General features: G+C 41.5%; 33 protein-coding genes. 1 reads left to right on the top strand and 32 read right to left on the bottom strand.

The window, feature by feature from the left end:
• Nucleotides 1–9: 9 nt before the first annotated feature.
• The 32 genes from rplO to mnmA all read right to left on the bottom strand — a co-directional run bounded on the left by rplO (nt 10) and on the right by mnmA (nt 20,159).
• Complete coding sequence (gene rplO / locus M1R56_RS08530) at nt 10–450, bottom strand: 50S ribosomal protein L15 (protein WP_000766079.1); 441 nt, start codon at nt 448–450, stop codon at nt 10–12.
• A gap of 146 nt (nt 451–596) precedes the next feature.
• Nucleotides 597–779, bottom strand: coding sequence for a 50S ribosomal protein L30 (gene rpmD / locus M1R56_RS08525; RefSeq protein WP_000057243.1), 183 nt, complete (start codon nt 777–779; stop codon nt 597–599).
• A gap of 13 nt (nt 780–792) precedes the next feature.
• Nucleotides 793–1,287 carry a 30S ribosomal protein S5 gene (gene rpsE, locus M1R56_RS08520; RefSeq protein ID WP_000874203.1) on the bottom strand — a complete coding sequence of 165 codons (495 nt, stop codon included), beginning with the start codon at nt 1,285–1,287 and terminating at the stop codon, nt 793–795.
• Nucleotides 1,288–1,304: 17 nt separating this feature from the next.
• Complete coding sequence (gene rplR / locus M1R56_RS08515) at nt 1,305–1,661, bottom strand: 50S ribosomal protein L18 (protein ID WP_000624044.1); 357 nt, start codon at nt 1,659–1,661, stop codon at nt 1,305–1,307.
• Nucleotides 1,662–1,744: 83 nt separating this feature from the next.
• Nucleotides 1,745–2,281: a 50S ribosomal protein L6 gene (rplF, locus tag M1R56_RS08510; RefSeq protein ID WP_000086625.1), complete on the bottom strand. Its 537-nt coding sequence runs from the start codon at nt 2,279–2,281 to the stop codon at nt 1,745–1,747.
• 187 nt (nt 2,282–2,468) lie between these two features.
• Entirely contained in the window at nt 2,469–2,867 is a 399-nt protein-coding gene (gene rpsH / locus M1R56_RS08505) for a 30S ribosomal protein S8 (protein ID WP_000245504.1), read from the bottom strand.
• Between the two features lie 212 nt (nt 2,868–3,079).
• On the bottom strand, nt 3,080–3,265 hold the full coding sequence (locus M1R56_RS08500) for a type Z 30S ribosomal protein S14 (protein ID WP_001085699.1): 186 nt from the start codon (nt 3,263–3,265) through the stop codon (nt 3,080–3,082).
• Between the two features lie 17 nt (nt 3,266–3,282).
• Entirely contained in the window at nt 3,283–3,825 is a 543-nt protein-coding gene (gene rplE / locus M1R56_RS08495; RefSeq protein ID WP_000013542.1) for a 50S ribosomal protein L5, read from the bottom strand.
• 23 nt (nt 3,826–3,848) lie between these two features.
• On the bottom strand, nt 3,849–4,154 hold the full coding sequence (gene rplX, locus M1R56_RS08490; protein WP_000497691.1) for a 50S ribosomal protein L24: 306 nt from the start codon (nt 4,152–4,154) through the stop codon (nt 3,849–3,851).
• An 83-nt stretch (nt 4,155–4,237) separates the two neighbouring features.
• Entirely contained in the window at nt 4,238–4,606 is a 369-nt protein-coding gene (gene rplN / locus M1R56_RS08485) for a 50S ribosomal protein L14 (RefSeq protein ID WP_000616545.1), read from the bottom strand.
• Nucleotides 4,607–4,631: 25 nt separating this feature from the next.
• Nucleotides 4,632–4,892, bottom strand: a complete 261-nt coding sequence (gene rpsQ / locus M1R56_RS08480; protein ID WP_000440801.1) for a 30S ribosomal protein S17 — start codon at nt 4,890–4,892, stop codon at nt 4,632–4,634.
• Between the two features lie 24 nt (nt 4,893–4,916).
• Nucleotides 4,917–5,123, bottom strand: a complete 207-nt coding sequence (gene rpmC / locus M1R56_RS08475) for a 50S ribosomal protein L29 (protein WP_075230995.1) — start codon at nt 5,121–5,123, stop codon at nt 4,917–4,919.
• 9 nt (nt 5,124–5,132) lie between these two features.
• Nucleotides 5,133–5,546: a 50S ribosomal protein L16 gene (gene rplP, locus M1R56_RS08470; RefSeq protein ID WP_000960948.1), complete on the bottom strand. Its 414-nt coding sequence runs from the start codon at nt 5,544–5,546 to the stop codon at nt 5,133–5,135.
• A gap of 3 nt (nt 5,547–5,549) precedes the next feature.
• On the bottom strand, nt 5,550–6,203 hold the full coding sequence (rpsC, locus tag M1R56_RS08465; protein ID WP_000529936.1) for a 30S ribosomal protein S3: 654 nt from the start codon (nt 6,201–6,203) through the stop codon (nt 5,550–5,552).
• Nucleotides 6,204–6,215: 12 nt separating this feature from the next.
• Nucleotides 6,216–6,560 (bottom strand): 50S ribosomal protein L22, encoded by a 345-nt coding sequence (gene rplV / locus M1R56_RS08460; RefSeq protein WP_000818137.1) that lies wholly within the window; start codon nt 6,558–6,560, stop codon nt 6,216–6,218.
• Between the two features lie 11 nt (nt 6,561–6,571).
• On the bottom strand, nt 6,572–6,853 hold the full coding sequence (gene rpsS, locus M1R56_RS08455; RefSeq protein WP_000533766.1) for a 30S ribosomal protein S19: 282 nt from the start codon (nt 6,851–6,853) through the stop codon (nt 6,572–6,574).
• A 104-nt stretch (nt 6,854–6,957) separates the two neighbouring features.
• On the bottom strand, nt 6,958–7,791 hold the full coding sequence (rplB, locus tag M1R56_RS08450) for a 50S ribosomal protein L2 (protein ID WP_000512914.1): 834 nt from the start codon (nt 7,789–7,791) through the stop codon (nt 6,958–6,960).
• 17 nt (nt 7,792–7,808) lie between these two features.
• Complete coding sequence (locus tag M1R56_RS08445; protein ID WP_001055347.1) at nt 7,809–8,105, bottom strand: 50S ribosomal protein L23; 297 nt, start codon at nt 8,103–8,105, stop codon at nt 7,809–7,811.
• Nucleotides 8,105–8,728 (bottom strand): 50S ribosomal protein L4, encoded by a 624-nt coding sequence (rplD, locus tag M1R56_RS08440; RefSeq protein WP_000024549.1) that lies wholly within the window; start codon nt 8,726–8,728, stop codon nt 8,105–8,107. Before rplD ends, M1R56_RS08445 begins: the two co-directional genes overlap by 1 nt.
• A gap of 24 nt (nt 8,729–8,752) precedes the next feature.
• The gene (gene rplC, locus M1R56_RS08435) at nt 8,753–9,379 is read right to left on the bottom strand and encodes a 50S ribosomal protein L3 (RefSeq protein ID WP_000160197.1); all 627 of its coding nucleotides are present in this window, start codon (nt 9,377–9,379) and stop codon (nt 8,753–8,755) included.
• Nucleotides 9,380–9,461: 82 nt separating this feature from the next.
• Entirely contained in the window at nt 9,462–9,770 is a 309-nt protein-coding gene (rpsJ, locus tag M1R56_RS08430) for a 30S ribosomal protein S10 (protein ID WP_001284513.1), read from the bottom strand.
• Nucleotides 9,771–10,034: 264 nt separating this feature from the next.
• Nucleotides 10,035–10,658, bottom strand: a complete 624-nt coding sequence (locus tag M1R56_RS08425) for a phosphoribulokinase (RefSeq protein ID WP_153224688.1) — start codon at nt 10,656–10,658, stop codon at nt 10,035–10,037.
• Nucleotides 10,655–11,251: an anaerobic ribonucleoside-triphosphate reductase activating protein gene (gene nrdG, locus M1R56_RS08420; RefSeq protein ID WP_075230997.1), complete on the bottom strand. Its 597-nt coding sequence runs from the start codon at nt 11,249–11,251 to the stop codon at nt 10,655–10,657. Before nrdG ends, M1R56_RS08425 begins: the two co-directional genes overlap by 4 nt.
• Before the next feature lie 5 nt (nt 11,252–11,256).
• A complete protein-coding gene (locus M1R56_RS08415) occupies nt 11,257–11,757 on the bottom strand; it encodes a GNAT family N-acetyltransferase (protein ID WP_075230998.1) in 501 nt (166 codons plus the stop codon).
• A 37-nt stretch (nt 11,758–11,794) separates the two neighbouring features.
• The gene (locus M1R56_RS08410) at nt 11,795–11,935 is read right to left on the bottom strand and encodes a hypothetical protein (protein WP_000521609.1); all 141 of its coding nucleotides are present in this window, start codon (nt 11,933–11,935) and stop codon (nt 11,795–11,797) included.
• 11 nt (nt 11,936–11,946) lie between these two features.
• Nucleotides 11,947–14,154, bottom strand: a complete 2,208-nt coding sequence (nrdD, locus tag M1R56_RS08405; RefSeq protein ID WP_248035747.1) for an anaerobic ribonucleoside-triphosphate reductase — start codon at nt 14,152–14,154, stop codon at nt 11,947–11,949.
• 118 nt (nt 14,155–14,272) lie between these two features.
• Entirely contained in the window at nt 14,273–15,826 is a 1,554-nt protein-coding gene (locus tag M1R56_RS08400) for a damage-inducible protein CinA (protein WP_248035745.1), read from the bottom strand.
• A gap of 44 nt (nt 15,827–15,870) precedes the next feature.
• Complete coding sequence (locus tag M1R56_RS10075; protein WP_282434700.1) at nt 15,871–16,005, bottom strand: hypothetical protein; 135 nt, start codon at nt 16,003–16,005, stop codon at nt 15,871–15,873.
• A gap of 90 nt (nt 16,006–16,095) precedes the next feature.
• Complete coding sequence (mnmG, locus tag M1R56_RS08395; protein ID WP_248035744.1) at nt 16,096–18,012, bottom strand: tRNA uridine-5-carboxymethylaminomethyl(34) synthesis enzyme MnmG; 1,917 nt, start codon at nt 18,010–18,012, stop codon at nt 16,096–16,098.
• The gene (locus M1R56_RS08390; RefSeq protein WP_248035743.1) at nt 18,002–18,433 is read right to left on the bottom strand and encodes an NUDIX hydrolase; all 432 of its coding nucleotides are present in this window, start codon (nt 18,431–18,433) and stop codon (nt 18,002–18,004) included. The genes mnmG and M1R56_RS08390 overlap by 11 nt, the downstream gene beginning before the upstream one ends.
• Before the next feature lie 8 nt (nt 18,434–18,441).
• Complete coding sequence (locus tag M1R56_RS08385; RefSeq protein ID WP_248035742.1) at nt 18,442–18,897, bottom strand: NUDIX hydrolase; 456 nt, start codon at nt 18,895–18,897, stop codon at nt 18,442–18,444.
• Nucleotides 18,898–19,037: 140 nt separating this feature from the next.
• On the bottom strand, nt 19,038–20,159 hold the full coding sequence (gene mnmA, locus M1R56_RS08380; RefSeq protein WP_248035741.1) for a tRNA 2-thiouridine(34) synthase MnmA: 1,122 nt from the start codon (nt 20,157–20,159) through the stop codon (nt 19,038–19,040).
• A 570-nt stretch (nt 20,160–20,729) separates the two neighbouring features.
• Here mnmA and M1R56_RS08375 point away from each other — a divergent pair.
• Nucleotides 20,730–21,521, top strand: a complete 792-nt coding sequence (locus M1R56_RS08375; RefSeq protein WP_248035740.1) for a hypothetical protein — start codon at nt 20,730–20,732, stop codon at nt 21,519–21,521.
• Nucleotides 21,522–21,697: the final 176 nt, after the last annotated feature.

Here is a 21,697-nt window from a genome sequence, read left to right as displayed (position 1 = left end):
TCACCTCTCTTAGATGACTTCTACTGAACCACCTTTAGCAGTGATAGCTTCTTCAGCTGATTTAGAGAATTTAGCTGCTTTTACAGACAATTTCTTAGTCAACTCACCGTTACCAAGAATCTTGATACCTGATTTTTCAGCTTTAACAATTCCTGATTCGATAAGAACAACTGGAGTTACTTCTGCACCATCTTCAAAGACGTTCAATTGGTCAAGGTTAACAATTGCGTATTCTTTAGCGTTGATGTTAGTGAATCCACGTTTTGGAAGACGACGGAACAATGGAGTTTGTCCACCTTCAAAACCAAGACGTACTCCGCCACCGCTACGAGCTTTTTGACCTTTTTGACCACGACCAGATGTTTTACCGTTACCTGATGAAGTACCACGACCAACACGGTTACGAGTTTTACGAGAACCTTCTGCAGGTTTCAATTCATGAAGTTTCATTATATATTTTCTCCTCTTTTGTAAAATGCTAGCGCCGATAAGAGAGAAAAGGTTGTCTCTCCTATCAACTCGCCTATACGTTTGTCATCAAAGATGACTATATCTAGTTTTAGGGGATGGTATACTGCACATCCCCTAAAATTTAATTAGTTTACTTCTTCAACTGTTACCAAGTGAGATACTGCAGTGATCATACCACGTACTGCTGGGTTATCTTCTTTAATAACAGAGCTGTTCAATTTGCCAAGTCCAAGTGCTACAACAGTTTTACGTTGTGATGGAATGCGTCCGATTGGAGACTTAGTCAAAGTAATTTTAATTTGAGCCATTTTATCCCCTTTCTTATGCCAAATCAGAAACTGAAATACCACGAAGGGCAGCAACTTCTTCAGCGCGTTTCAATTGTTTCAAACCTTCAACAGTTGCGCGAACAATGTTGATTGGAGTATTTGAGCCAAGAGATTTAGATGTAACATCAGCTACACCTGCCAACTCGATAACGGCACGAACAGCACCACCAGCGGCAACCCCAGAACCTTCTACAGCTGGTTTCAACAATACTTTAGCTCCACCGAATTCTGAAATAACTTCGTGTGGGATTGTTGTTCCAACCATAGGAACTTCGATCAAGTTTTTCTTAGCATCTTCTACTGCTTTGCGGATTGCTTCTGGAACTTCTTGAGCTTTACCAGTACCAAATCCTACGCGACCATTGTGGTCACCAACGACTACAAGAGCTGCAAAACGAAGACGACGTCCACCTTTAACAACTTTAGTAACACGGTTAACAGCAACTACGCGTTCTTCTAATTCAACTGCATTGTCTTTAAATGCCATTTTCTAGTGTCCTCCTATTAGAATTTCAATCCGTTTTCACGAGCTGCATCAGCCAAAGCTTTCACACGTCCGTGATATAGATATCCACCGCGGTCGAACACCACTTCTGAAATACCTTTAGCGTTTGCACGTTCTGCAACGAGTTTACCGACAGCAACGGCTTGTTCAGTTTTTGTTCCTTTTGAAACTTCTTTGTCAAGAGTTGAAGCACTTGCGAGCGTTACACCCGCTACGTCATCAATAACTTGAGCGTAGATGCCTGTATTAGAACGGAATACGTTCAAACGTGGGCGATCAGCAGTTCCAGAGAGTTTTCCGCGAACGCGACGGTGGCGTTTTTGGCGGAGTTTGTTTTTATCTGGTTTAGAAATCACAGTTTTCACCTCTTTAGTTTTAAATCGTGTGCTATGCACAAAGTTGGAAATGATATTGGTGGCTGAAAATCAACCACTCAATATTATTTACCTGTTTTACCTTCTTTAAGACGAACATATTCGCCAACGTAACGGATACCTTTACCTTTGTATGGTTCTGGTGAACGAAGGCTACGTACATAAGCAGCTGTTTGACCAACTACTTCTTTTGAAATTCCGCTAACAACGATTGTTGTTGGGTTTGGAAGTTCAAAAGTAATTCCTTCTGGAGCTTCAACTTCGTCTGGATGTGATTTACCAACAGCCAAAACAAGTTTTGATCCTTGAAGTTGTGCACGGTAACCAACCCCACGCATTTCAAGTTGTTTCTTGAATCCTTCTGATACACCAATAACCATGTTGTTCAAAAGAGCACGAGTAGTTCCGTGGATAGTTTTCATTTCTTTTGAATCGTTTGGACGGTGAAGAGTTACTTCAGTACCTTCCACACGAATTTCAATATCTTTTGAGAACTCACGAGTAAGTTCTCCTTTAGGTCCTTTTACAGTTACAACGTTGTCATTGTTAGTGATTTCAACACCAGCAGGCAACACGATAACTTTATTACCAATACGTGACATGTTTTTATTCTCCTGTTAAATTGTCAGGCCTTGTTGGCCAGTTTTCACGGGGTTAAATCGATTTCTCGATTTGAAGGAACATTTAGGTTTCAATTTCAAGGTGAATCTAGGCATCGTCTCCCAGGCATAACTTTGGGTTAGGCAAGAGACGATAACGACGAGTCACAAAGAAATTGGGAGCTAAATATTACCAAACGTAAGCGATAACTTCTCCACCAACATTCTTTTGGCGTGCTTCTTTATCAGTAAGCAAACCTTCTGAAGTTGAAAGGATAGCAATTCCAAGACCGTTAAGTACTTTTGGAAGGTCTTCACGTTTTTTGTAGACACGAAGTCCTGGTTTAGAAACACGTTTCAAGTTTGTGATAACTTTTTCACCGTTTGGTCCGTATTTAAGGAATACACGGATGATGCCTTGTTTGTCATCTTCGATGATTTCTACGTTCTTAACAAAACCTTCGCGTTTAAGGATTTCTGCAATCCCTTTTTTGATGTTTGATGCAGGTACTTCAAGTACTTCGTGTTTTGCTTGGTTAGCGTTACGAATACGAGTTAGGAAGTCTGCGATTGGGTCAGTCATAACCATTTTATTTTTCTCCTCTTACTAGTAGTTTGCAAGTTGCACTTGCTAGTTAATGATTGAGCTGGGCTCAGATAGTATTGACACATTCAAACAAGATAATCTCATTTGAACACGAGCTACAACCTGGGCAAAAAAGATAGATTTGTCTTGGAGCATCGCTCCTGCACCAAATCTCCTATTTTTGCTGGGGTTGTTACGCTCTTTGTATCATGATATTACCAAGATGCTTTTGTTACACCAGGGATTTGACCTTTATATGCCAATTCACGGAAGCAAACACGGCAAAGTTTAAACTTGCGGTAAACTGAGTGTGGACGTCCACAACGTTCACAGCGAGTGTATGCTTGAGTAGAGAACTTCGCTGGGCGTTTGTTCTTAGCAATCATAGATTTTTTAGCCATTAGTTATACCTCCTATATTATTTTGCAAAAGGCATTCCAAGGCCTGTAAGCAATGCACGTGACTCTTCGTCAGTGTTAGCAGTAGTTACGATAACGATGTCAAGACCACGAGTTTTGTCAACGTCATCAAAGTTGATTTCTGGGAAGATCAATTGTTCTTTCACACCAAGTGTGTAGTTTCCGCGTCCATCAAATGATTTTGTTGGAACACCATGGAAGTCACGCACACGTGGAAGTGAAACTGAAACCAATTTATCCAAGAATTCGTACATACGTTCACCACGAAGGGTAACTTTTGCACCGATCGCAACACCTTCACGAAGACGGAAGCCGGCGATTGATTTTTTAGCTTTAGTGATAAGTGGTTTTTGACCTGAGATAAGCGCCAATTCTTCAGCAGCTTTTTCAAGGCTTTTAGCGTTTGATACAGCTTCACCAACACCCATGTTCAAAACGATCTTATCTACTTTAGGCACAGCCATCACTGATGAGTAGTTGAATTGTTCTGTCAAAGCAGGAACTACTTCATTAAGATATTTTTCTTTTAAACGATTTGCCATTATACTTCTCCTTTCCTTCGTGATTAATCAAGCACTTCGCCTGATTTTTTGTTGTAGCGAACTTTTTTACCGTCTACAAATTTGTAACCAACACGACCAGCTACACCGTTTTTGTCCAAAACTTGAACGTTTGATACGTGGATAGCTGCTTCCTTCTCGATGATACCACCTTGAGGAAGTTCGTTAGTTGGACGTTGGTGTTTCTTAACGATGTTAACACCTTCAACGATAACTTTGTTTACTTTTGGAAGGGCAGTAAGGACAACAGCTTCTGTTCCCTTATCTTTACCAGCGATTACGCGAACTTTGTCGCCTTTTTTTACAAACATTTTTTTCTCCTTTTATTCTTACGCCCAATGGGCACCCTGGCTAAGCCAGGGGACTGTGTTTGTTTGTTTTTGCTCTGTGAAAATTAAAGTACTTCTGGAGCAAGTGACACGATCTTCATGAAACCACCTTCACGCAATTCACGTGCAACTGGGCCAAAGATACGTGTTCCGCGAGGAGTTTTATCTTCACGGATGATAACTGCTGCGTTTTCGTCAAACTTGATGTATGAACCATCAGCACGACGAGCACCTGATTTAGTACGAACGATAACTGCTTTTACAACGTCACCTTTTTTAACCGCACCACCAGGAGTAGCTTGTTTTACAGATGCCACAATAACATCACCGATGTTTGCAAATTTACGTCCTGAACCACCAAGAACTTTGATAGTCAAGATTTCGCGAGCACCGCTGTTGTCTGCGACTTTCAAACGAGTTTCTGTTTGAATCATTTCAGTTTTCTCCTTTCAGGTTTGATTAGATGATGACCGCTTCTTCAACAACTTCTACAAGACGGAAACGTTTTGTAGCTGAAAGCGGACGAGTTTCCATGATACGTACGATATCGCCTTCTTTGGCAACATTGTTTTCATCATGTGCTTTGTATTTTTTAGAGTAGTTAATACGTTTACCATAGACTGGGTGGTTACGTTTTGTTTCAACTACAACTGTGATTGTCTTGTCCATTTTGTCAGATACAACACGTCCAACAAGAACTTTACGATTATTGCGTTCCATTGAAATTTCTCCTTCCCTAGTCTATTATTTCGCTTCAGATTGAACTGTTTTGATACGAGCGATTTGTTTTTTAACTTCTTTCAAGCTAGCTGTTTGTTCTAATTGACCAGTAGCAGCTTGGAAACGAAGTTCAAACAATTCTTTTTTCAATTCGTTTTCGCGCTTCGCGAGTTCTTCTTGAGAAAGACCACGAAGTTCTTTAACAAATTCTTTTACTTCATTAAGTTTCATGCCTTCTCCTTATTCTGCTTCACGTTTTACGAATTTACATTTAACTGGCAATTTGTGGCTTGCAAGACGAAGCGCTTCGCGAGCGATCTCTTCAGAAACACCAGCAACTTCAAACATTACTTTACCACGTTTAACTGGTGCTACCCAACCTTCAGGTGCCCCTTTACCAGATCCCATACGAACCCCGATAGCTTTAGCTGTGTATGATTTGTGTGGGAAGATTTTAATCCAAACTTTACCACCACGTTTCATGTAACGAGTCATGGCGATACGAGCAGCTTCGATTTGGCGGTTAGTGATCCAGTGGCTAGTTGTAGCTTGAAGACCGTATTCACCGAATGCTACTTCTTTTCCACCTTTAGCTTCACCACGCATTTTACCACGGAATTCACGACGGTGTTTAACACGTTTAGGTACTAACATTGGTTATTTACCTCCTTTAGTGTTTTTACGAGCTGGAAGAACTTCACCACGGTAGATCCATACTTTAACACCAAGTTTACCGTATGTAGTGTCTGCTTCTTCCCAAGCGTAATCGATATCTGCACGAAGTGTGTGAAGTGGAACAGTTCCTTCAGAGTATCCTTCAGCACGGGCGATATCTGCACCGTTCAAACGACCTGATACTTGAGTTTTGATTCCTTTAGCTCCAGCACGCATAGCACGTTGGATTGCTTGTTTTTGTGCACGACGGAAAGCAACACGTTGCTCCAATTGACGAGCAATTCCTTCACCAACAAGGTGAGCATCCAAATCAGGTTGTTTGATTTCGATGATGTTGATGTGTACTTGTTTTCCAGTCAATTTGTTAAGTTTAGCACGGAGTGCATCAACGTTAGCACCACCTTTACCGATAACCATACCTGGTTTAGCAGTGTGAAGTGAAACGTTAACTTTGTTTACTGCGCGTTCAATTTCAATAGTTGAAACAGCTGCGTCAGCAAGTTCTTTTTGAACGAATTTACGGATTGCAAGATCTTCATGAAGGTAATCCGCGTATTCTTTTTCAGCATACCATTTGGCATCCCAATCACGGATGATGCCGACACGCATACCAATTGGATGTACTTTTTGACCCACGATTTTACCTCCTTATTTTTCTGCAACAGCTACAGTGATGTGAGCTGTACGTTTGTTGATTGGTGAAGCTGAACCTTTCGCACGTGGACGGAAACGTTTCATAGTTGGTCCTTCGTTTGCGAATGCTTCAGATACTACCAAGTTAGCTTTATCCAAACCAAAGTTGTTTTCAGCGTTAGCTACAGCTGAGTTCAAAACTTTCAAGATGATTTCAGCAGCTTTGTTTGGAGTGAATGTCAAAATTGCGATTGCATCGGCTACGCTTTTACCACGGATGTTGTCAAGAACAAGACGTGATTTACGAGGTGAAACACGTACTGTGCGAGCCATTGCTTTAGCTGAAGTAATTTCTGCCATTTATGTTCTCCTTATTTTCTACGTGTCTTCTTGTCGTCTGCGGCGTGACCTTTGTAAGTACGAGTTGGTGCAAATTCACCAAGTTTGTGACCTACCATGTCTTCTTGGATGTAAACAGGTACGTGTTTACGTCCATCATAAACTGCGATTGTGTAACCAATGAAACTTGGGAAGATCGTTGAACGACGTGACCAAGTTTTGATAACTTTTTTCTTTTCGTCGTTAGCTTGAGCTTCAACTTTTTTCATCAAATGCTCATCGACGAAAGGTCCTTTTTTAAGACTGCGTCCCATTTTTATATTTTCTCCTTTAAATTTTGTACCACAGCGGCTTGCGCTCACAAGGAGCGCTACCGAGCTGGCGGAATTTCCTAGTTGCTTAAGCGACTAGTTTTAAATTATTTCTCGTTGCGACGACGAACGATAAGTTTGTCAGATTTCGCTTTCTTGTTACGAGTTTTAAGACCAAGAGCAGGTTTGCCCCATGGAGTAGATGGTGCTTTACGACCAACTGGTGCTTTACCTTCACCACCACCGTGTGGGTGATCGTTAGGGTTCATTACAGAACCACGAACTGTTGGGCGGATACCTTTCCAGCGGCTACGTCCTGCTTTACCAAGGTTTACAAGTCCATGTTGTTCGTTTCCGACAACACCAACTGTAGCACGACAAGTTCCAAGAATCATACGAACTTCGCCTGATTGAAGACGAACAAGAACGTATTTACCTTCTTGTCCCAATACTTGAGCAGAAGCTCCAGCAGCACGAACCAATTCACCACCACGACCTGGTTTCAACTCAATGTTGTGGACCAAAGTACCAACTGGGATATTAGCAAGTGGAAGAGCGTTACCTACTTTGATATCTGCTTCAGGACCTGAAACGATACGTTGACCAACTTCAAGACCTTTTGGAGCGATGATGTATGCTTTCACACCGTCAGTGTAGTGTACAAGAGCGATGTTTGCAGAACGGTTTGGATCGTACTCGATAGTTTTAACAACTGCTTCAACGTTATCTTTGTTACGTTTAAAGTCAACCAAACGGTAGAAACGTTTGTGTCCACCACCTTGGTGACGAACTGTGATACGACCGTTGTTGTTACGACCAGCCTTGTTCTTCAAAGCAACAAGCAAAGTTTTTTCAGGTGTGCTTGTTGTGATTTCAGCGAAATCCAAAGAAGTCATATTACGGCGACCGTTTGTTGTTGGTTTATAAACACGAATTCCCACGATATTTCCTCCTTAGATTATTCAGCTTCAGCAGCAAACAACTCGATTGCTTTTGAATCAGCTGTAAGAGTGATGATAGCTTTTTTAGTTTTGTTAGTAAAACCAGTGTAACGTCCAACACGTTTAGCTTTAGGTTTTACGTTAATTGTGTTAACATTTGCAACTTTAACACCTTCGAAAGCAGCTTCAACAGCTTGCTTGATCAAAAGTTTGTGCGCACGAGTGTCAACTTCAAATACATATTTGCCTGCTTCAAGTTGAGCCATTGAGCTTTCAGTGATAACAGGTTTTTTGATAACATCATACAAATTCATTATGCAAGAACCTCCTCGATTTTAGAGATAGCTGCTTGAGTAACAAGAAGTTTGTCACTATTTGCGATGTCAAGAACACTTGCAGTTGTAGCAGTCGCAACTTTCACGTTTGGAAGGTTACGAGCTGAAAGAGCTGCGAATTCGTTTCCTTCTTCAAGAATAACAAGGACTTTAGAATCGATGCTCAAAGCTGCAAGAACTTTTGCAAATTCAGCAGTTTTTGGAGCTGTAAATTCAAGAGAATCAACGGCTACAAATTTGTTTTCAGCAACTTTTTCTGAGTAAACAGATTTTAGTGCAAGGCGACGAACTTTTTGAGGAAGTTTGTACGCATAGCTACGTGGAGTTGGTCCGAAGACAATTCCACCACCACGCCATTGTGGAGAGCGGATAGAACCTTGACGAGCACGTCCAGTTCCTTTTTGACGCCATGGTTTGCGTCCGCCACCTGAAACGGCTGAACGGTTTTTAACAGCGTGAGTTCCTTGACGAAGGCTAGCACGTTGGCTGATGATGACATCAAACACAACAGATTGGTTTGGTTCGATACCAAAGATTGCATCGTTAAGAACAACTTCGCCCGCTTGTTTACCAGTTTGGTCGAATAATGTTACATTTGCCATTTTGACTGTATTCCCCTTTCCTTATTATTTACCAGCTTTAACTGCTGATTTGATAGTGATAAGAGATTTCTTAGCACCTGGTACGTTACCTTTGATAAGGATAACGTTCTTTTCTGGAACAACTTGTACAACTTCAAGGTTTTGAATTGTTACACGGTCGCCACCCATACGTCCTGCAAGGTTTTTACCTTTGAATACGCGGTTAGGTGCAACAGGTCCCATAGAACCTGGACGACGGTGGTAACGAGAACCGTGAGCCATAGGTCCACGTGATTGTCCGTGGCGTTTGATAACACCTTGGAAACCTTTACCTTTAGAAGTACCAGTTACGTCAACAACATCTCCAGCTGCGAAAGTTTCAACTGTGATTTCAGCACCAACTTCCAAGCCTTCAACGTTTTTGAATTCACGAATGAAGCGCTTAGGAGCCGTGTTAGCTTTTGCTACATGTCCTTTAGCAGGTTTGTTGCTCAATACTTCGCGTTTGTCATCGAAACCAACTTGGATAGCGTTGTATCCGTCTGTTTCAACAGTTTTAACTTGAAGAACAACGTTTGGAGTTGCTTCAATAACTGTTACAGGGATCAATTCGCCAGCTTCAGTGAAGATTTGAGTCATTCCCACTTTTTTCCCTAAGATTCCTTTTGTCATGAGAAAATAGTTCCTTTTCTATATTTTTTATTCAAAAAGTTTTTAACGAGCGTTTTTTATGCTCAAGTTATCAAGCTTTAAATTAAAGTTTGATTTCTACGTTTACACCACTTGGAAGATCCAATTTCATCAAAGCGTCAACTGTTTTTTGAGTTGGGTTAACGATATCGATCAAACGTTTGTGTGTACGCATTTCAAATTGTTCGCGAGAGTCTTTGTATTTGTGAGTCGCACGAATGATTGTGTAGAGGCTACGCTCAGTTGGAAGTGGGATTGGACCCGCAACTTGTGCACCTGTACGAGTAGCTGATTCTACGATTTTTGCAGCCGCTGTGTCAAGCGTACGGTGTTCGTAAGCTTTCAAACGGATACGGATTTTTTTGTTTGCCATCTTTTTCTCCTTTTCGTCTATTTAAGATAATAGGCTAGCTCCACAAGAAAACCGACGCGCGTTGCGTGGCAATGCAACCGAGCGTGTCGCAACCTCTTGCATCAAAGCTAAAGCTGTAATTTACAGCACCATAATAGAATAACACAAAGCCCCTGCGATTGCAAGGGATTTGACAGGTTTTTTTAAATTTTTTAGATGAAACTGTTTTCTTATTCCATTTTAATAAATTTTCATATTTAAGTGCTAGATTATCTGTCTTTTCTTCTATATAATGTTAGTTTTAATTTGAAATTTATCATCTGATTGATCTACCAAGATATCAGCTCTTGACTCGGTTTCTTTATAGTATTGTAGATACTGCTCTCGTCTCATCTGCTGACTAGCCAATATAATGGATGCATCGCCATTTCTCACAGTCGTATCTCGAGCTAGACGTCTCTTTAATTCGGTCTCCTCATCTGTGTAGAAACAAATGGTTTTGTCAAAGAGTTCCTTGGGTAGAAAACCCACAGACATCCCTTCGACTATCAGAATTGGTTTTGCTCCAGATAAGATCTCGCTAGCCTTCCAAGGTTCCTCAATTGTCAAGATGTCCATACCCGCTTGCAGAGCAAGAATATCTCTTTGTAAACTTGCCAGCTCATGCGCTACCGGTAAACATGCTGTCACCTTTTGGTCTGGTGTCTCTTTAGGTACTACTAAATGTCGTCCCGAAGTAATATAGGGATCTGTCTCTAGTAAATTTACCTTTTCAGCATCCAATATTTGGTACAATTCTTGAGCAAAAGTTGATTTTCCTGAAGCGCCGTGACCGTAGATACCCAGCGTTTTTACTTTTCCCGACTCTATTTCTGATACTAGTCTTTCTATTAATTCTTTTTTCTTCATTCTCTCTTCACCTGTTCATAGCTTTCTTTTCCATCGTTAAGCTTGTCCCAAATGACTACCTTTCCACTTTGGAGAGACTTTTGTACATCGATAATTCGTTGATTGGAAGAGCCGCGGAATTGAAGCATAAGATTTCTCTTGCTCCGATCATAGCGACCATCGACCAGGATATCAATCATAGATAAAAGCTCTAGCTTATCTGGAGTTTCCAGCATCATTTCTTCCCAAGTGTAGCCTGTCCAAGACCAGATGTCTTTTTCTGGCAATTCCTTTCGAATGCGTTTTACAAGGGGCAAAAGAATACCTGTATTGAGGAATGGCTCTCCTCCTAGCAAAGTCAATCCTTGAACATAGGGCTGGGCTAAGTCTGCCATGATTTGTTCTTCCAATTCTGGCGTATAAGGAATTCCTGCATTGAAAGACCAGGTCGCTACATTGTAACAGCCCTCACAGTGAAACATGCAGCCGGCTACATAGAGAGAATTGCGCACCCCTTCTCCATCCACAAAGTTAAAAGCCTTATAGTCAATGATACGCCCTTGACTAAGCTCCTCACTCTTCCACTCGCCTGGTTTTGGTGTATTCCATGTCATGCTTTCTACTCCAACTCTATCCAATAGCGCTCCGTTCCATTTCGAACATCCTCCAACTCTCCACCATTAGCTAAGATAACAGCTCGGCTTGCTGGATTTTCCGCGCTACAATTCACCAGAGCACGATGGATGTTCTTTTCTTTAGCCACTTGTAGACCTTGACGGAGAGCTTCCTTGGCATATCCTTTGCCTCTTTCGGAAGGGCGGATAGAATAGCCAATATGGCCAGCATAATTCAGTAAACCCTCATTCAGTCTCAACCGTAAATTTAAAAAACCTAAAGCATGGCCTGATTCATCAAACAATACGAACTGAATTGATGGAACGCGATTTTCCAGCAATCCTATTCCCATTTCTTTATTATGGCTAGTTTCCAACCACTTTTCATAGTCAAAGTTCTCAGTATCCCAAAATCCTCCATTGTGGGCTGATTGAGTCTGCTCAAACTCTGACATCATCTCTAAAATTGTTTCTTTATCTGCCAATCTTGGTCTGCGTAATATCATCTTTACCTCCAACTAAGAGAAAAGCGAGAGCGGACTCTCACTTTTTCTTATTCTTATTTAAAAATTGCTCTCTTAGGCTAGCCACTCGGTCTTTTTTATTGCCTCCACCTTTTGAATGTTTCTCGTGGAACCGTTGAACCAAGGCCTTGCCCTTATCATCTAATTGATATTTTCCCATGCTATCTCTTTCTAACTTCTTACTTCATGTCCTGCTGTTTTGATAGTAGAACCGTTCATGTGTTTGACACGCGCAGCAATTTCCTTGTGACGACCATTAACCATCGGACGAGCTTGTGGATTCCCAAGATAACCACAGGTTCGTTTAACCACGTCTACTGTTTTAGGATCGTTGTTCCCACAGTTAGGACAAGCAAATCCTCTCTCTGTCGGCTCAAAATCTCCTTCAAAATCACACTTGTAACAGCGGTCAATTGGAGTATTGGTTCCGAGATAACCTACACGGTCATAAGCATAATCCCAAACAGCTTCCAAGGCCTTTGGATTTTGTTGAAGAACTGGATACTCGCAGTAGTGGATAAAGCCGCCTGATGCACCCGCTTCTGGGTAGACTTTCTCAAAGTCCAATTTTTCAAATGGTGTTGGATTTTTGCGAACATCATAATGGAAGGAATTTGTGTAGTATTCTTTATCTGTAATATCTGGAATAGAACCAAATTTCTCAGCATCTAAACGGCAGAATCGGTCCGTCAGACTTTCAGACGGTGTTGAATAAATAGAGAAGTGATAGCCATATTGGTCTGACCACTCTTCTACTCGATGTTTCATGTCTCGAATGATATCAAGGGTGAATTCTTTAGCTTCTGGATTGGTTTCCCAATTGTTACCAAAGAATACTGTCGCTACTTCATAAAGTCCAATGTAGCCAAGCGAAACTGTGGCACGTCTATTCTTAAAGAGCTCGTCGACACTTTCTTCTTTACCAAGACGACGGCCAAAAGCTCCGTATTGATAAAGGATAGGCGCATTAGCTGGAGTGGCTTCCTTGGTTCGCTCCACACGGTAAACCAGTGCATCTTCAGCGATATTCATACGCTCATTGAAGATTTCCCAGAACTTGTTCAGGTCGCCTTCAGACTCGAGGGCGATACGAGGAAGATTGACTGTTACCACACCTAGGTTCATACGACCAGAATTGACTTCTACTCCATTTTCATCCTTCCATCCTTGAAGGAATGAACGACACCCCATCGGAACCTTGAAAGAACCTGTCAACTCAATAATCTTATCATAAGACAAGACATCTGGATACATGCGCTTAGTTGCACACTCAAGGGCCAACTGCTTGATATCGTAGTTAGGAGAACCTTCCTCCAGATTAAGTCCTCTTTTAAGAGTGAAGATCAATTTAGGGAAGATAGCTGTACGGTGTTCTGAACCAAGCCCCTTGATACGAATGTTTAAAATTGCCTTTTGAATTTCGCGTTCAAAACGATTGGTTCCTAGACCGAAACCAAGGGAAGTAAAGGGTGTTTGTCCATTTGATGTAAAGAGGGTATTAATCTCGTACTCTAGAGATTGCATGGCATCATAGATGTCTTTTTGGGTTTTCTTCCAAGCATATTCTTCGCGCTTATCAGGTAGCACCCATTCTTCCGCATCCTTGAGGTGTTTTTGGTAATTTTTTTCTGCATAAGGAGCCAAGACTTCATCAATACGGTCTGCTGAACAGCCTCCATACTGACTTGATGCAACGTTGGCGATGATTTGCGATATCTGAGCAGTCGCAGTCTGAATAGACTTAGGACTCTCTACCTCAGCATTCCCAATCTTAAAACCATTTTCCAACATACCCTTAAAATCAATCAGACAGCAGTTGGTCATCGGAGTGTAAGGGCTATAGTCCAAATCGTGATAGTGGATATCCCCTTTTTGGTGGGCATTAGCCACATGCTTAGGAAGCATTTGAAGACCGATTGATTTCCCAACAATTCCTGCCGTCAAATCACGCTGGGTATTAAAAACATCACTATCTTTATTAGCATTCTCATTGACAACTGCCTGGTCTTTGTTGAGAAGTTTATGGATACTGAAGTTGATATCTGTTGCTTTTGAGCGCTCAAAATCCCTTTGAGTTCGATAAGTGATATATTCCTCTGCCAAGGCATATTCTTTAGCTTCCAATAACTCATGTTCTACGATATTTTGGATTTCATAGATTTTTACACCTTGAGGAAAGCGACTATGAATCTCTTCTACAATACGTTCAACTAGAGTATTAAGACGCTTTTCGACCAAGGGGGTTATATCCATGACTTTTTCCGCAGCCTTATGCAAGGCTTTGTCAATCTTATCTACATCAAAAATGACGCGTCTACCGTCACGCTTTTCGACGAATAAGGTTAGATCAGGGTTTGTTTTCTCTTCCAATACAATCATATCCAGGCTCTTTTCTAAAAGTAGTATCTAAAAAATATTATATCACTAAAAAAATAAAAATCAATATCTAGTATTAAAATTCCTATTTTCATAAAAATTATACTAGATATTGATTATTTTATTTTAATTTGTAAAGTTTAAAGTCTTTGAATTCACTTTGAACTGGTTGATAACTTTCTGCTAGAAGCTGTTCTACTTCCGTCCAGAGAGCTATTTTAGTATTGACCACAATCACTTTAGGCTGATTATCACGTAAATCATTGACAAGCTTGCTTCGATTTGCATCAAGGCCAGTATATAATTTTGGTGATAGGAACTGACTGGCTGCTAAACGTTCACTAGTCTTATAACCATTAGTAAAATCATCCCATATATAAATACGATCTGTTGCCTGCGTTTGCCCTTTAACCGTAGTTTCTATGCGAGTTCGTTCTTGATATTGTTCTGGGTGAAGGACATAGCGCGCTACTAAAGGGGCCAAGAATAGGTAAGCAAGGGCCAGGATAGGCAAGTAGGCATTTCCTTTGAGGAAGATTGCCCATACTGAAGGAGATTCGCTATATCTTCTACGACGACTCACTCCTTCTGTATCATTGGCACGAATTCGAGTCAATAGTAAAATAGACAAGAAAGGAAGCAACTCAGCTAGACGACTACCGTGAATCGGTTCTGTAGAGAAAATTTCCAATCCTAGTAACAATAAGATAGCTACTGAAGCAAATATGGATAAGACGTATTGTTTGCTTGGTTTAGACTGGAAAAATCCTGTGAAGACCGATGTCAAGCCTCCAAGACCAATTGTTAACAATCCATAAAAAAGGAGGTTGTCTAGCAAGAACGGATTGGACATAAACTTCAAACTATCTACTGGATAGAGAATTTGACTGATAGCACTCCCGAAACTCCCTTTATACACCGTGTAGTAACCAATCGGATAAAAGAAGAGTGAAAATCCTAGACTAACCGCAAGAAATTGATAAAAACCACGAGCCCAGTAACCACGTCCAATATTAAAGGCTAATAAGGCTAAAAATAAGACAAGAGTATATAGAACTGTGACTAGAGGTGCCAAGAAGAAGGCAAGCGCCAAACTCATCCCGATACGCAAGAAGCCTTTGTCATGATTAGATTCTGCCAAATACCTTGTTACTAAACTAAGAGCGTAAAACAGGAATGGAAGGGCCAAAATGGTGGCATAACCACCGCCAAAGCTAAGTCCTCCAGCAAGAAGATAAAAGATGGTCAACACTTGTTGCGACTGCTTGTTCTCCTCCGTCAAGGTATAAGTTGAACGGAAAAGAAAAATCCCAGCACCCACTAGAGCAAGCCAAGTAAAGGCTGCAAACAAAATACTACCCTTGCTTAGATACTGTAAAAAGTAATAGAGAAGACCACTCGTTCCAAAATAGTCTGTGTAGATATCTCCCCCCTGGTGCATCGCCCATCCCATATAAAAATCTTGTGCCTGCTCTGGGCTAGTTAGTCCTAGCAAGAAAGGAAGAACTACAGATACAAGTACAACTAAAGTGCTCCAGATTAGGATCTTAAATAATGGTAAGGGAGCAAATGAGCTTGGTTCATCCTCGAAGCGCTCCTCTCTCCCAACTAAATCATCCTGAATTCCCGTCCAAGATGGAGTTGGTTCCTCTTCTAATCTGCCATATACGTTCATTCATTCTCTCCTATGTTTTAATTTGTTCTAGTATATCAAAAAGTCTAGTTCTTGTCAGCCTGTGGCGAACGTTTGCACAACTTTTCAGACAAGGAGACAAAGCGTTCAATCTCATAAAAACGATGATAAGAAGCTTTTTTATAGTGGTCTAAAAAAGTTTTTTCCTCTACTGTCAGCATAGTCATTCCTCCTTTTCTCTTTATTCGAAAATAGAGGACGATTCTATCAAAAAAGCTGAATTTCCAAAATGAGAATTCAGCGATTTGTAATTAGTCAGCCTTTTTTTCTAAATTTTTTGAAATACTACGATTTTTACCTTCCAGATACACCATCAGAATAGAAATATCTGCTGGGTTTACTCCTGAAATACGGCTGGCTTGGCCGATGGTTTCTGGATTGATGAGTTTGAACTTCTGGCGAGCTTCTGTCGCGATAGAATCAATATCATCCCAGTCAATATTGGCTGGAATGCGTTTTTCTTCCATGCGTTTCATCTTGGCAACCTGATCCATGGCTTTGGAAATATAGCCTTCATACTTGATTTCTGTTTCAATCAATTCGATAATCTTGTCATCTAACTCTTCAGCAGCAGGTCCGATAAAGGCCACCACATCTTGGTAAGACACTTCTGGACGACGGAGAAATTCCTTGGCTGTTACTGCATCTGTCAAGGGCCTGAAGCCCATCTCCTCAACCTTAGCGTTAGTTTCCTTGACTGGCTTGAGTTTGATGCTGTCTAAACGCTTCATTTCATTATCAAATTGATTTTTCTTGATTTCAAAACGAGCCCAGCGTTCATCATCCACAAGGCCAATCTCGCGTCCCATCTCTGTCAAACGCATATCGGCATTGTCATGACGGAGAATGAGACGGTATTCAGCACGACTGGTCAATAGACGGTAGGGTTCAATGGTTCCCTTGGTCACCAAATCGTCAATCATGACCCCGATATAACCATCACTGCGCTTCAAAATCAATTCGGGCTTGCCTTGGATTTTCAGAGCCGCATTGATACCCGCGATAATCCCTTGGCCAGCAGCTTCTTCGTAACCTGACGTTCCATTTGTCTGACCAGCAGTGAAAAGACCTGAGATTTTCTTGGTTTCCAGAGTCGCACGTAACTGGTGAGGCAAGACCATATCATACTCAATGGCATAACCTGTCCGCATCATCTCTGCATTTTCCAAACCTTTGATAGAATGAACCAAGTCACGCTGGACATCCTCAGGCAGACTGGTTGAAAGTCCTTGAACATAAACTTCCTCTGTATTGCGACCTTCTGGTTCAAGGAAGAGTTGGTGGCGTTCCTTGTCCGCAAAGCGCACAATCTTGTCCTCAATCGATGGACAGTAACGAGGCCCCACTCCCTTGACCACACCTGTAAACATAGGCGCACGATGGAGGTTGTTTTGGATAATCTCATGACTGGTACCATTGGTATAGGTCAACCAGCAAGGTACTTGGTCCTTGACATAGTCCTCATCACGTGAAGTGTATGAGAAGTGATTAGGTGCTTCATCTCCTGGCTGAATCTCGGTCACATCGTAGTTGATAGAAGAGGCCTTGACACGTGGAGGGGTTCCTGTCTTGAAACGACCAATTTCGAGGCCCAGTTCCTTGAGATTGTCAGCTAGGTTAATAGAAGCTAGGCTGTGGTTAGGTCCTGATGAGTACTTGAGGTCTCCGATGATAATTTCCCCACGGAGGGCCGTCCCTGTCGTCACGATAACAGCCTTAGCAGCATACTCTTGATGGGTCGCTGTACGAACACCGACAACCTTGCCATCTTCAACCAAAATCTCATCAATCATGGTCTGACGAAGGGTCAGATTTTCTTGATTTTCAACCGTCTTGCGCATCTCCTTAGAGTAAAGCTCCTTGTCAGCCTGCGCACGAAGGGCACGGACGGCAGGGCCCTTCCCTGTATTGAGCATCTTCATCTGGATGTAAGTCTTGTCAATGGTTTTGGCCATCTCCCCACCTAGGGCATCGACTTCACGCACGACAATCCCCTTGGCAGAACCACCGATAGAGGGATTACAAGGCATGAAAGCCAGCATTTCAATATTGATGGTCGCAAGCAAGACCTTGCAGCCCATACGGCTAGCAGCCAAGGAAGCCTCGACCCCAGCGTGTCCCGCACCAATTACAATAATATCGTATTCTTCAGTAAAATTATAAGTCATTTCTTAACCTTTCAAAAATTTCTCGCAAATAAGGAACTAACTTCTCCTCCTCTAGAGCTTGAGCCATAGTAACCCATTTAAAGTGCGTATGCTCTTCAGGATCTAATCTGATAATTGGCTTCTTCCCAACCCACTCTGCTTTATAAACTAAGCGAGTAAAGACAGTATCCTTAGAGGTATCCAGTTGACTATCTTCGTGAAGAAGTTTGAGCGAACTGCTATCTAGCCTAACTCCCGCTTCTTCAACACATTCTCTAAGAGCTCCATCTCGCGGAAGCTCACCCTTTTCAACCCCACCACCAGGAATATCCCAGTAAGTTGGATAAACGTTGGGTTGTCCTCTTTTAATTTCCGAACGCTGAATGAGCAAATAATCATCACCACTATGAACAAGTACATGGGCAATAAGCTTAACCATCATTTTCTCTCCTATTCCTCAAGATGGATGCGTCGCAGTTGACCGTCCCAATCTGGTAGGGCTGTTTTTAAAAAGGCTGGAACTAGATTGATACCCTCAAGCTTGTCTATGTCAATCCACTCACAAGGCTGCGTTTTTTCATCTTCCTGCATGGTCAATGGGGCATCTTCAAGTAAGTCTACCAGATAATGAAATTCGATGTTGTGATAGTAAACACCGTCTTGTTCAAAACGATTTTCAACCACAAAAGCTAGCTGTCCAGCTTGAGCTTTGACACCCAGTTCTTCCTTCACTTCGCGGACTACCGCTTCTTCCGTTCTTTCATTGACTTGAATCGCACCACCAATAGTATAATACTTGCCCTTGTCTTTGGTAACTAGAAGCTTGCGATTATGGAGAATCAAGGCAGTCGCCCGAACACCAAAAACCGTATTCCCCACTTTTGTCCGAAAGTCTTGCTGAGTCATTCTTTTCCTTTCCCTTAAACGACACAAAAACAGTCAAAACTCCAAAGAAGTGCAGGACAAAAAAGCCTGCAACATCCATGAGCTTTGACCATCATTTCTATTGCTGTTATTATTGTAGCAAATTGAGAAAATTTGTCAATCTAAATGTACTGACAAACCTGTCCATCACGGTAGGCATTGTCAATCAAACCGCCACCGAGACACTCCTCACCATCGTAAAAGACAACTGCCTGTCCTGGTGTAATAGCGCGCTGAGGTTCTGCAAAGATGACCTCTGCCTTGTCTCCTTTGACATGAACAGTCACCTTAGAGTCAGGCTGACGGTAGCGGAATTTAGCCGTGCATTCTAGTGTAAATTCCTCTGGCATCTCACGAGTAAAGTGAACCTGACTAGCCTCTAAGCTAGTTGACATGAGCGAATCATGGTAGAATCCTTGGCCTACATAGAGGATATTCTTGCTGAGATCTTTTCCAACAACAAACCAAGGTGCATTGTCACCGCCGTGTTGCCCACCGATACCAAGTCCACCACGCTGACCAATCGTATAATACATCAGACCGGCATGCTCACCCATATCGCGACCATCCACAGTCATCATGCGACCAGGCTGTGCTGGTAGATAGTTGCTGAGAAAGTTTTTAAAGTTCTTTTCGCCGATAAAGCAAATCCCTGTAGAGTCTTTCTTCTTAGCCGTCGCAAGTCCTGCTTCTTCAGCTAGTCTGCGAACTTCAGGCTTTTCCAAATGTCCCAAGGGAAACATGGTTTTTTGGAGTTGTTCTTGCGAAAGTTGGCTGAGGAAATAGGTCTGATCCTTGCCATTGTCCACGCCACGAAGCATATGAACAATCCCATCCTCATCACGCACCACACGGGCATAGTGCCCAGTCGCTACATAGTCTGCTCCCAAGGTCATAGCATAGTCCAAAAAGGCCTTGAACTTGATTTCCTTGTTGCACATAACGTCTGGATTTGGCGTGCGCCCCGCACGGTATTCTGCTAGGAAATACTCAAAAACGCGGTCCCAGTACTCTTTTTCAAAATTGACAGAGTAGTAGGGAATGCCAATCTGGTCTGCCACCGCAGCCACATCCTTATAATCTTCGGTCGCCGTACAGACGCCGTTTTCATCTGTGTCGTCCCAGTTCTTCATGAAGATACCGATCACATCGTAGCCCTGCTCCTTGAGAAGAAGAGCCGTCACCGACGAATCAACACCACCACTCATCCCCACGACAACACGTGTTTTAGAGTTATCACTCATGGTAAGTCTCCCATCTATTCGTTTATTTATACCCCTCAAAATTCTATTTACTATGACTTTCAATAGAATTTATTTGAGTACAGTCATTTCGTTTGCTTTTAGTAGTAAAATGGTCTGGGAGACCATTTTAGCCTATCATCTTAAAATGAAAATATGATAGGCAACGAGTCGCAGGCATAACTTGAGTTCGCTCAATCAGTCTGGGAGACTGATTGAGGTTATAAATCAGACAAGCTCAGCTTGCATCTCATTTCGAGTTAACGACGTAATAAAAGATAAACGAAATGACTAGTTCACGATTGAAGGTCGTGTTTGCTTCACGATTGAAGGTCGTTTGAGCAGTTTTCATTATAACATGCTTAGATAGAGAAGACAAGGAAGAGGCTGATAATCTACCAAGCTCTTATGTAAATACATGGAGATAAAGATACAAAAAAGATAATTCATACCTAAACCCCTATTCTCTTTATAAACTTACTTTTAAAATCAGCTAAAAATGATATACTGTAATAAGGAGGAACGCGCACATGATTCCATATATACACCATCATCCATGTGCGTAGGACTAATGTGAACAACTACAAAGATATTCTAAAATCAAAAAATACTATTTTTATTATTACACTTATTGCAGGTATTGGACTTTTGACAGGCTTAGTCCTCCATCAAGAAAAAATCCAAGCAGAGAGAGGGAGTGTTGCTCTCGTCAACCATCAAAAGAATCATCAAGATGTTGAACAAGTAAAAAACGCTATTAAAAACTTCAATATCGATTCTGAAACCATTATAGAAGATTGGAAAAAAATTCAAGAATTAAAACCAACTACTGATGAAGGCAAAAAGACACTAGCAGACTTTCTTACTTCTACTGCCGATAAAGTCACAAATCATTATAGTGAAAAAGCTTTAAAACTTGATATAAAAGATTCTGATAGCCAGTTTCAAGATAAACAAACACTTGAAACAACCATCACTTCCTTACAAAAAATAATAGACATCATTAAAAACATCAATTCTGCAAACGATCAAACTGCTCTTGAAGAAAAGATAAAACCAATTCAAGAACTCATCTCTAGATTCCAAAAACAAGTTGAAGCCTTGACCAAAAAAGAAGAAAAGCCTAGCCAGACTGAAACGACTCGTAGCGTTCAGGGAGTAGATTCAGAAGATAGCAACTACACTCCAACCTACACTGAAACATATGGAACAATAAATAATTCCCAAGCACCTGCAACAGACCAATACTCAACTGATAGTGCTAGCAGTGGAGGAGATAATGCCGCTAATACAGGAGGTCAAACTGCTGATTCTTCAGGTTCTCAATCAGAGTCTAATAGCGATACAACCAGTTCGTCTAACTAATAATCTAGATGGCGAAATCCCATAAACTTGTAAGCCCTCAACACCAATGTTTATAATGATCTCTCATCAAATGTAAACACACAAAAAGAGCCTTAAACGGCTCTCAGAACGAAGACAAACGTCATTTTTGGTGTTTGTCTTTTTCTGTTTTCAAAAATATTTTGTCTCATCATCTG

Source organism: Streptococcus sp. oral taxon 431, from assembly GCF_023115445.1.
Lineage (GTDB): Bacteria > Bacillota > Bacilli > Lactobacillales > Streptococcaceae > Streptococcus.
The sequence above is the reverse complement of the archived record's forward strand: the minus strand, read 5'-3'. Positions and strand labels throughout refer to the sequence as shown.

Excerpts from the sequence above, each read along its gene's own strand:
- M1R56_RS10075 (WP_282434700.1), bottom strand. The coding sequence starts at position 16,005 with ATGCTGACAGTAGAGGAAAAAACTTTTTTAGACCACTATAAAAAAGCT.
- nrdG (WP_075230997.1), bottom strand. The coding sequence starts at position 11,251 with ATGACATGGAATACACCAAAACCAGGCGAGTGGAAGAGTGAGGAGCTT.
- M1R56_RS08500 (WP_001085699.1), bottom strand. The coding sequence starts at position 3,265 with ATGGCTAAAAAATCTATGATTGCTAAGAACAAACGCCCAGCGAAGTTC.
- rpsS (WP_000533766.1), bottom strand. The coding sequence starts at position 6,853 with ATGGGACGCAGTCTTAAAAAAGGACCTTTCGTCGATGAGCATTTGATG.
- M1R56_RS08415 (WP_075230998.1), bottom strand. The coding sequence starts at position 11,757 with ATGATATTACGCAGACCAAGATTGGCAGATAAAGAAACAATTTTAGAG.
- rplX (WP_000497691.1), bottom strand. The coding sequence starts at position 4,154 with ATGTTTGTAAAAAAAGGCGACAAAGTTCGCGTAATCGCTGGTAAAGAT.
- mnmA (WP_248035741.1), bottom strand. The coding sequence starts at position 20,159 with ATGAGTGATAACTCTAAAACACGTGTTGTCGTGGGGATGAGTGGTGGT.
- rplV (WP_000818137.1), bottom strand. The coding sequence starts at position 6,560 with ATGGCAGAAATTACTTCAGCTAAAGCAATGGCTCGCACAGTACGTGTT.
- rplC (WP_000160197.1), bottom strand. The coding sequence starts at position 9,379 with ATGACAAAAGGAATCTTAGGGAAAAAAGTGGGAATGACTCAAATCTTC.
- rpmD (WP_000057243.1), bottom strand. The coding sequence starts at position 779 with ATGGCTCAAATTAAAATTACTTTGACTAAGTCTCCAATCGGACGCATT.
- mnmG (WP_248035744.1), bottom strand. The coding sequence starts at position 18,012 with ATGACTTATAATTTTACTGAAGAATACGATATTATTGTAATTGGTGCG.
- rpsQ (WP_000440801.1), bottom strand. The coding sequence starts at position 4,892 with ATGGAACGCAATAATCGTAAAGTTCTTGTTGGACGTGTTGTATCTGAC.
- M1R56_RS08445 (WP_001055347.1), bottom strand. The coding sequence starts at position 8,105 with ATGAATTTGTATGATGTTATCAAAAAACCTGTTATCACTGAAAGCTCA.
- rplF (WP_000086625.1), bottom strand. The coding sequence starts at position 2,281 with ATGTCACGTATTGGTAATAAAGTTATCGTGTTGCCTGCTGGTGTTGAA.
- rplO (WP_000766079.1), bottom strand. The coding sequence starts at position 450 with ATGAAACTTCATGAATTGAAACCTGCAGAAGGTTCTCGTAAAACTCGT.
- M1R56_RS08410 (WP_000521609.1), bottom strand. The coding sequence starts at position 11,935 with ATGGGAAAATATCAATTAGATGATAAGGGCAAGGCCTTGGTTCAACGG.
- rpsH (WP_000245504.1), bottom strand. The coding sequence starts at position 2,867 with ATGGTTATGACTGACCCAATCGCAGACTTCCTAACTCGTATTCGTAAC.
- M1R56_RS08385 (WP_248035742.1), bottom strand. The coding sequence starts at position 18,897 with ATGACTCAGCAAGACTTTCGGACAAAAGTGGGGAATACGGTTTTTGGT.
- rplD (WP_000024549.1), bottom strand. The coding sequence starts at position 8,728 with ATGGCAAATGTAACATTATTCGACCAAACTGGTAAACAAGCGGGCGAA.
- nrdD (WP_248035747.1), bottom strand. The coding sequence starts at position 14,154 with ATGATTGTATTGGAAGAGAAAACAAACCCTGATCTAACCTTATTCGTC.
- M1R56_RS08400 (WP_248035745.1), bottom strand. The coding sequence starts at position 15,826 with ATGAACGTATATGGCAGATTAGAAGAGGAACCAACTCCATCTTGGACG.
- rpsJ (WP_001284513.1), bottom strand. The coding sequence starts at position 9,770 with ATGGCAAACAAAAAAATCCGTATCCGTTTGAAAGCTTACGAACACCGT.
- rpmC (WP_075230995.1), bottom strand. The coding sequence starts at position 5,123 with ATGAAACTTAATGAAGTAAAAGAATTTGTTAAAGAACTTCGTGGTCTT.
- rpsE (WP_000874203.1), bottom strand. The coding sequence starts at position 1,287 with ATGGCATTTAAAGACAATGCAGTTGAATTAGAAGAACGCGTAGTTGCT.
- rplN (WP_000616545.1), bottom strand. The coding sequence starts at position 4,606 with ATGATTCAAACAGAAACTCGTTTGAAAGTCGCAGACAACAGCGGTGCT.
- M1R56_RS08390 (WP_248035743.1), bottom strand. The coding sequence starts at position 18,433 with ATGATGGTTAAGCTTATTGCCCATGTACTTGTTCATAGTGGTGATGAT.
- rplE (WP_000013542.1), bottom strand. The coding sequence starts at position 3,825 with ATGGCAAATCGTTTAAAAGAAAAATATCTTAATGAAGTAGTTCCTGCT.
- rplP (WP_000960948.1), bottom strand. The coding sequence starts at position 5,546 with ATGTTAGTACCTAAACGTGTTAAACACCGTCGTGAATTCCGTGGTAAA.
- M1R56_RS08425 (WP_153224688.1), bottom strand. The coding sequence starts at position 10,658 with ATGAAGAAAAAAGAATTAATAGAAAGACTAGTATCAGAAATAGAGTCG.